The organism is Burkholderia sp. Ac-20349 (genome assembly GCF_017104865.1).
GTDB lineage: Bacteria > Pseudomonadota > Gammaproteobacteria > Burkholderiales > Burkholderiaceae > Burkholderia > Burkholderia aenigmatica.
Genome location: NZ_JAAGPM010000228.1, coordinates 1 through 7,771 on the forward strand (window position 1 = coordinate 1; position 7,771 = coordinate 7,771).

Sequence of the window (7,771 nt, forward strand, 5' to 3'; positions counted from 1 at the left end):
TCCGGCGTCGAATTCGCCCGTCGTGCGCTTCGGCGCGTCCGACGCGGCACCGCTCGCGCGCGCGCTGCAGACCGGCGACATCGCGCTCGGCGTCCACCCGGCCGACGACGACACGTCCCGCGACGCCCGCACCTTCACGCTGTTCCTGCCGGCCGTCGCGTCGCCGCATGCGGCCGGCACACCGCCCGGCACGCGCGAAGCCGGTGCCGACGGGGTGCTGTTCGCAGCGTTGAGCCCGCGGCGCCTGATCGAGCGCGCACTCGACGCGGAGCGCGGGATCGACGTCTGGATCACCGCCGGCGGCGATCGGCGCGCGATCGTCAGCGTCGAAACGACGACCGACGAGGCGTCGGCATCGCCCGACCTGATGCGGCGCACCGACGAGCTGAATTTCGGCGGCACCGTGCTGACGCTCACCTATTCCGCAGACGGCCGTCCGAGCGCAACGGGCGCGCAACGCGCGGCCGGCACCGTGCTCACCGCGGGGCTGATCGCGTCGATCGCGTTCGCCGTGCTCATCCATGCACTGCTGCGAGGCCGCGCCGGCACCGCCGACTCCGGCGCGAGCAGCCGCGGCATCCTCAACGAAGCGCGGATGATGGGCATCATCCGTTCGTCGATGGAAGCGATCATCACCATCGACGAAAAGCAGACGGTCGTGATCTTCAATCCGATGGCCGAGCAGGTGTTCGGCGTGTCCGCGATGGAGGCGATCGGTGCGCCGCTGTCGCGCTTCATCCCCGAGCGGTTCCGCGCCGCGCACGCGAAGCACGTCGACCAGTTCGGCGTGACGGGCGTATCCGAGCGGCAGATGGGCCGCCAGCGGGTGCTGTTCGGGCTGCGCGCCAATGGCGAGGAATTCCCGATCGAGGCGTCGATCTCGCAGATCCGCGACGCGTCGGGCAAGCTCTATACGGTGATGCTGCGCGACATCACCGAGCGGCAGCGTGCCGAGAACGCGTTGAAGCAGTCGCGCGAGGAATTGCGCGAACTGTCGGCAAACCTGCAGAACGTGCGCGAAGAGGAAAAGACCCGCATTGCGCGCGAACTGCATGACGACCTCGGCCAGCAACTCACCGCGCTGAAGATGGATCTGTCGGTGGTCGAGCAGCAGTTGCGCGGCCCCCGCCATGCGCCGCCCGACGAGGGCGTGCTCGGGCATCTGCAGGGCATGCGGCGGCTGATCGACGCGACGGTCGCGTCGGTGCGGCGCATCGCGGCCGACCTGCGGCCCGTGATGCTCGACGATCTCGGCCTCGTGCCCGCGATCGAGTGGCTCGCGAACGATTTCACGAACCGCTACGGGATCGATGTCGAGCGACACATCGAAACGGGCGGCCTCACATTCACCAGCGCGGGCGCGACCACGTTGTTCCGGATCGTGCAGGAAGCGCTGACGAACGTCGCACGCCATGCGGATGCGACGCGCGTCGCGCTGCGGCTCGACGTCGAGGAAGGCTTCTGCGTGTTGCGCGTCGCGGACAACGGCCGCGGCTCGGCGCGCGGCGGCACGGCCCACGAAGACAAGTCGTTCGGCCTGATCGGCATTCGCGAACGCGCCCACATGCTGGGCGGCACCGTGACGATCGACACCGCGCTCGCGCGCGGTTTCTCGATCACCGTCGCCCTCCCGCTCAGTACCGTACAACAGGAAACGCTCATCATATGATCAAGGTGCTCATCGCCGACGACCATACGCTCGTACGCGACGGTCTGCGGCACATCCTCCAGAACGCCACCGGATTCGAGGTGGCCGGCGAAGCCTGCGACGGCCCGTCGACGATCGCGCTCGTGCGCGCCACGCCCGCGCAGGTGCTCGTGCTCGACCTGTCGATGCCGGGCCGCAACGGCGTCGAACTGATCAAGCAGATCAAGGACGAGAAGCCCGCGCTGCGCGTCCTCGTGCTGACCATGCACGCGGAGCAGCAATACGCGGTGCGCGCGTTCCGCGCCGGTGCGTCGGGGTATCTGACGAAGGAAAGCGCGAGCGCCGAGCTGGTGGGCGCGGTCACGAAGGTGGCGTCGGGCGGCGTCTACGTGAGCCTCGCGATGGCCGAGCAATTCGCGCAGAGCCTGAACGAGCCGGCCGAGACGCTACCGCACCAGCGGCTGTCCGACCGCGAATTCGACGTGTTCCGGCGGATCGCCGCCGGCCAGACGCTGACCGAGATCGCCAACGCGCTGTGCGTGAGCGCGAAGACGGTCAGCACGTACAAGACGCGGATCCTGGAAAAGATGCAGATGCCGCACGAAGCGGCGCTGGTGCGTTACGCGATGCGGCACAAGCTGCTCGACGAAACGGACGACGTGTAACGGACGACGTCCGGCAGCGCGTGGATGGCCGGCGCTACCGGCCGCGCGGCAGGCGGCCGGCCGGGGCGGCGCACGACGCTTACTTGGCCGGCACCGGGCACGCGAGATCGCCTTCCTCGCACGACAGATAGCCCTTCAGCGTTTCGGTGCGCGCCTTGGTCAGATCGTCGAGGCAGGTCGACACGACCATCGGATACACGCTGCCGCCTTCGGCATTCGCGCTGGAGAAGTTGCACTCGGCATCGCGATACGCGATCCACGCACGCTGCGCATTCACCAGTTTGTCGGCAAGCGGCCGCGCTTCGTGCAGGCGTGCGGTGACGGCCTGGTAGATCCGGTTCAGTTCCCCGTCGGATTTCTTGTAGGCGCGATCGGCGCATGCCGTCATCGTCGCCTGATCCGTCGCGTCGGCACAATTCGCCTGCGCATGGGCGACGTTCGCCGCCAGCGCCAGCGAGCACAGCAGACCGGTCAAGACACGCATGGATGCTCCTTGTTGTTCGTTGAAGTCGGGGAACCCGGTGCCGGGCTTGCCGCGCTGACGCGCACCGCGCCGCCGTCTCACGGCGACACCGATCGCGATGCTAGCGCACGCGCGCTGGCTTGTCAGCCGGCCTCGCAGCCTGCGACGGCTTGCATATCGGCCCTCCACACCTACACTTGAAAATCGATACGCCGCTTCAGGCCCGCGCTATCGCATCCATCCCGTCTCCGCTTCCGCGCATTCCTCAGCGCATTTCGCGTTCGCATCGCCGAGCGGGGTGACGATTCGTCTGTCAGCTTCCTCCACCCAGCCCAACGTGCCATCGCCGTCGCTCCCTGGAGGGAATCATGAGCTATCACCTTGAAGGCCGTCTGCTCGAGGTCTGCAACTGTCGCGTACTTTGCCCGTGCTGGATCGGCGAGGATCCGGATTTCGGCGTCTGCGACACGATCGTCGCGTGGCATGTCGACAAGGGCACCATCGACGGCGTCGACGTGGGCGGCAATACGCTCGCCGCCGTGTGCCGCGTGCCGGGCAACATCCTGCAAGGCAACTGGACGGCTGCGATCTATCTCAGCGACACGGCGTCCGAAGCGCAGGAGCAGGCGCTGCTCAAGGTCTACACGGGCCAGGCCGGCGGCCCGATCGCCGAACTCGCCAAACTGATCGGCAAGGTCGTGTCGATCGAACGCGCCCCCATCACGTTCAATGTCGAAGGGGCGCGCGGCACGCTGTCGATCGGCACCGACTACCACGCGGAACTCGAGCCGTACCTCGGCCCGAGCGGCGCGCAGACGACGCTGACCGACACCGTGTTCTCGACGGTGCCCGGCGCGCCGGTGTTCGTCGGCAAGGCGCCCGTCTATCGGTCGAAGAACGCGGCGATCGGCATCGACGTCGATCTGAAGAATCACAACGCGCTGCAGAGCACGTTCCTGTTCGACGCGTGAAGCGCGATCGCACGCCAACGATCATGGCTGCGTCGCTGCATCGGCGCGTGTTTCCACTCGTGCTCGCGAGTCTCGTCGCGTTCGCATGGCTCACCCTGTGGGCGTGGACACGCAGTCCGTACGGGCGGTACCTCGACCACGGCGACAGCACACTGCCGTCGCCGTTCAGCGCGCTTTGTCGCGCGCTGCCGGGCGGCACGCTGTGGCTGCCGGCTGCGTTCGACGCGGCCGGCTGGACCCTGATGATCCTCGCGATGATGCTGCCGACGACGCTGTCGCTGTTCGATGCGTTCGCCCGCGTCGTCGCGAGCCGCCCCGACCAGACGCGCCTGCTTGCGCTCGTCGGCATCGGCTACGTCGCCACGTGGAGCGGCTTCGGCCTCGTCGCACACGCCCTGCACGGGCTGCTGCTGACCGGTGTCGCGCAGGTGCCGGCGCTCGCGTGGCGTGGCTGGCTGATCGGCGCGGCCGTCTTCGCGCTCGCCGGTGCGTTCCAGTTCAGCGGACTGAAGACGCACTGCCTCGACCGCTGCCGAACCCCCTTCAGTTTCGTGATCAGCCGCTGGCGCGGCCGCACGCCGATGCGTCACGCGTTCGCGCTCGGCGTCAGCCACGGGGTCTTCTGTGTCGGCTGCTGCTGGGCGCTGATGCTGCTGATGTTCGTCGTCGGCGCCGGTAGTCTGGGCTGGATGCTGTCGCTCGCCGCGTTGATGGCCCTCGAGAAGAATGCGTCGTGGGGGCAGGCGCTCACCGCGCCGCTCGGCGTCGCGTTGTTCGGCGCGGCCGTGCTGATCGTCGCCAGCCACGCGTGAGGCCCCGATGCGACCGCCCGCCTCCGCATTCGCGCTGCATGTCCGGCCGGGCGTGCGCATCGTCGCATTGACGACGATCGCGATGCTCGCGTTCGCATCGAATTCGCTGCTGTGCCGACTCGCGCTGCAGGCTGGGCGAATCGACGCGGCCAGCTTCGGCAGCCTGCGCCTCGTATCGGGCGCGCTGATGCTCGCGGTTGTCGCGCGCGTGGGTGCCCGACGGCCGGCCCCGCCAGCCGACTGGCCGGCTGCGGCGATGCTGTTCGTGTACGTCGCATGCTTCTCGTTTGCGTACCTGACCGTCAGCGCGGCCACCGGCGCGCTGATCCTGTTCGGCGCGGTGCAACTGACGATGTTCGCGGCGGGATGGCATGCCGGCGAACGATTTGCCGCGACCGGCTGGGCCGGGTTCGGCGCGGCGCTCGGCGGGCTGGTATATCTCGTGTCACCCGGGCTCGCCGCGCCGACGCCGCAAGGTGCCGCGCTGATGACGGCCGCCGGCATTGCGTGGGGCATCTATTCGATACGGGGCCGTCGGCCCGTCGATCCGGTCGCGGCGACCGCCGGCAACTTCCTGCGTGCGGCGCCGCTGGCACTCGCGCTGAGCGTCGTGCTCGCCGCCCGCTTTCATGTCACGCCGGCCGGCGTCGCGCTCGCCGCGCTTTCCGGCGCGCTGACGTCGGGCCTCGGCTACGTGGTCTGGTATGCCGCGCTGCGGCACCTCACGGCCATGCGCGCCGCGGCGGTTCAGCTCTCCGTTCCGCCCATCGCCGCGTGCGGCGCCGTGCTGTTCCTGTCGGAACAGCCGACATGGCGGCTCGCGCTCGCATCGGCCGCGATCCTCGGCGGCGTCGCGGCCGTGCTCGCGACGCGGGCTCGGCACGCGAGTACTGCGCGGTAATGATGGGTGGAGTTGAAGCCCAAGTGTGGGCCCGTCGCATGGATTTCAGGGATACCGGGAACACACATTTTTACGGGATAGCTCGCGGTTGAAACCCTGGATTCGCCTGACGGAAGAATCGCGCAGTCACCCAAATCATGGCTCAAAAGCGGCCGGAGGTTCGGGCCGAAACCGTCAGTAGCGGTACGCGTCACCGGTGCCGATGTATTCCGCCGTCAGTTTGCTCGCCGTATCCGACAAACCGAGCAACTTGAGAATCTTTCTGGTTCTCCGCCCAATGATCAATTCATCGCGAAAGGCCAACAGCACGAAGAGCGCCACGACAGACATCGTTATTGCCAGCAGGATCGGCATCAGGTCAAAAAATTGGCCCCACGTGGATGCCGCGAACGCCAACATAAAGGCCAGGCCAAAAAATAAAAGCGCGGTCACGGCGAGGTAGGCGTAAAGCAAGGATCTGTTGAAAACGGGCTTCAGGCCGTCAGGGCAAGGCGGCTTGAATACGATCAACCTCGCAAACGGGTTGTGAAGCGCCATCATCAATCCGTTTTCGTCACAGACGGCGTCGACATGCCCGCCATTCTCAATCGAAATACTGTCGAACCAGCCCTCGAGCGTTCGCCCTGCCACCTCGATCTCGATCCAGTAACCTTTGCGTGGTTTGGCGCGAGCCCTGTCAGGATCGTTCTGCATCGCCATACCACCTTCACCAATGGCCTCACGCAATAGAGGCGCGAACTCCGCTGCCATCGCTTCGAATTTTTGAAATTTTGATGCCGAATACACCTCGCGAGAAAAGCGCAAATTTGACACTGTTCCGCTGACCAAATACAGGCGCATCGCTTCTCCGTTGATTGAAATCGTCATTCCACATCTCCGGCGATCTTACGCTAACGATGCAACGCGGAAGCGTATCCAGCGTACGTTGCATGCGACATGATTATTGGCACGGGTTGATATCGCATGGATCCATCGCCAGTTTTCGCATGTCCTGCGCATTCCTCGCGGCTGAAAGCATCGCGCCGCTGCGCTCCAATGCAAAGAGCCCGCACTCCAACCGAGTGCGGGCTCTTTTCAATGCGAGGCTTCCAGCGGCGGCAAACGCCGCCGCATGGCAACTGGCTTAGTGGCCGAAGAACACCGACGAACGGTCGGTGGCGGCCGGCACGACCACGCGCTGACCCGACTGCGACGCCGCGGCAGCGTTCGCACCGTAGCCCGTTGCATCAGCTTGCGCGCCGGTGTTCTGCGCGGCGGCGATCTTTGCTTGTGCGGCCTGGATGTTTTCCGGGTAGTTCATCCAGTCGTTCGGGTTGTAGCCGGCCTTTTCGAGCTGGACCAGCTCGGCGCGCACTTGCGCGCGCGTCAGCGGCTGCTGGCTCTGTGCGAACGAGACGACCGGTGCGGCCACCAGAGCGGCCAGTGCAACTGCCTTGATCAGCGATTTCATGATGCGTTACCTCCAGAATTGTTTTGTCAGGCGCTTCGGACTCGGGGTCGTTGCGCATGAGTAGAAGTCTAGGAGGCTGCGCTATCAGGGTAAATACTTAAATCGCGAATTCACTGTTGACGGAAAATATACAATCGCCGCGGAAACCGTTGAATCATCAGATGATTATCGGCATTCACGCACTGAATACCGCGGCACGGCGCCCGGTCCGCCCGCCCCCCATCAGCGCCGCCGATCGGTATCCGACGACGCCATCAGCCGGTCGAACAGCAGCGCCTTGAGGCGGATCAGGTCGTCGGCGCCGATCTCGCCGAACGCCGCGTGATGCAGCGTCAGCGCGGGCGCAGCCGGATCCGCATGGACGGCCCGCACGGTACCCTGGAGCGCCAGCAGCTCGACCCGGTCGCCCGCAGCGTACGGAAGGAGCACGCGCAACGGTTCGCCGGTTGCCGCAATCGGCCGGTCGACGGCAATCGACAGCCCGCTCACGCTGATGTCGTGCACCATCCCGATACCTTCCGCCCCTTCCGCCCCGCCCGCGCAGCAGGCGGCGATCCGCACCGGCACGCGCGGCTCCGCGCGCGTGCGCAGCCGGTCGACGAAGCCGGGCGGCGACAGGATCAGAAACCGCGCGGCACCAGACGTCTGCACCGACTCGACCGTCGCACCGAAACGCGACACGGCGGCTCGGCCGATCGCGACCGCCTCGATGTCATCGCCGCGCGCGAAGTCGAACGCGGCGACCGAGCCGTAGATGTTCGGCTTGATCGTGTAATGGAACACGAGATCGGGCCGCAGCGCGCGGTAGTGACGCGTCAGCGCGGCGAGCGTGCCGAGATCCTCGCGCGGGCTCGTGCCTTT

Annotated in this window: 9 protein-coding genes; 5 read left to right on the top strand and 4 right to left on the bottom strand. The window is 66.6% G+C overall.

What is annotated here, in order from left to right; genetic code table 11:
* Together G3N61_RS36900 and G3N61_RS36905 are read left to right on the top strand one after the other, a co-directional pair.
* Window positions 1–1,669 (top strand): PAS domain-containing sensor histidine kinase (locus G3N61_RS36900; protein WP_205824868.1); only part of this gene is annotated, 1,669 nt, incomplete at its 5' end.
* Window positions 1,666–2,313, top strand: coding sequence for a response regulator transcription factor (locus G3N61_RS36905; RefSeq protein WP_006483707.1), 648 nt, complete (start codon window positions 1,666–1,668; stop codon window positions 2,311–2,313). The genes G3N61_RS36900 and G3N61_RS36905, both read left to right, overlap by 4 nt.
* A 79-nt stretch (window positions 2,314–2,392) precedes the next feature.
* On the opposite strand, the gene G3N61_RS36910 is transcribed toward G3N61_RS36905, so the two are convergent.
* Window positions 2,393–2,797, bottom strand: coding sequence for a lysozyme inhibitor LprI family protein (locus tag G3N61_RS36910; protein WP_205824869.1), 405 nt, complete (start codon window positions 2,795–2,797; stop codon window positions 2,393–2,395).
* Between the two features lie 347 nt (window positions 2,798–3,144).
* On the opposite strand from G3N61_RS36910, the gene G3N61_RS36915 reads away from it, so the two are divergent.
* The 3 genes from G3N61_RS36915 to G3N61_RS36925 are packed head-to-tail and all read left to right on the top strand — an operon-like array spanning window position 3,145 to window position 5,460.
* Window positions 3,145–3,747: a DUF1326 domain-containing protein gene (locus G3N61_RS36915; RefSeq protein WP_089453012.1), complete on the top strand. Its 603-nt coding sequence runs from the start codon at window positions 3,145–3,147 to the stop codon at window positions 3,745–3,747.
* A 23-nt stretch (window positions 3,748–3,770) separates the two neighbouring features.
* On the top strand, window positions 3,771–4,559 hold the full coding sequence (locus G3N61_RS36920) for a DUF2182 domain-containing protein (protein ID WP_080741589.1): 789 nt from the start codon (window positions 3,771–3,773) through the stop codon (window positions 4,557–4,559).
* A gap of 7 nt (window positions 4,560–4,566) precedes the next feature.
* Window positions 4,567–5,460: a DMT family transporter gene (locus G3N61_RS36925; protein WP_205824871.1), complete on the top strand. Its 894-nt coding sequence runs from the start codon at window positions 4,567–4,569 to the stop codon at window positions 5,458–5,460.
* Between the two features lie 174 nt (window positions 5,461–5,634).
* Here G3N61_RS36925 and G3N61_RS36930 read toward each other — a convergent pair whose 3' ends face one another.
* From G3N61_RS36930 to G3N61_RS36940, 3 genes are all read right to left on the bottom strand, one after another.
* A complete protein-coding gene (locus tag G3N61_RS36930; protein WP_089453014.1) occupies window positions 5,635–6,327 on the bottom strand; it encodes a hypothetical protein in 693 nt (230 codons plus the stop codon).
* 256 nt (window positions 6,328–6,583) lie between these two features.
* Window positions 6,584–6,910: a DUF4148 domain-containing protein gene (locus tag G3N61_RS36935; protein WP_043183673.1), complete on the bottom strand. Its 327-nt coding sequence runs from the start codon at window positions 6,908–6,910 to the stop codon at window positions 6,584–6,586.
* Between the two features lie 222 nt (window positions 6,911–7,132).
* On the bottom strand, window positions 7,133–7,771 hold a 639-nt coding region (locus tag G3N61_RS36940), incomplete at its 5' end, for a PilZ domain-containing protein (RefSeq protein WP_241018083.1).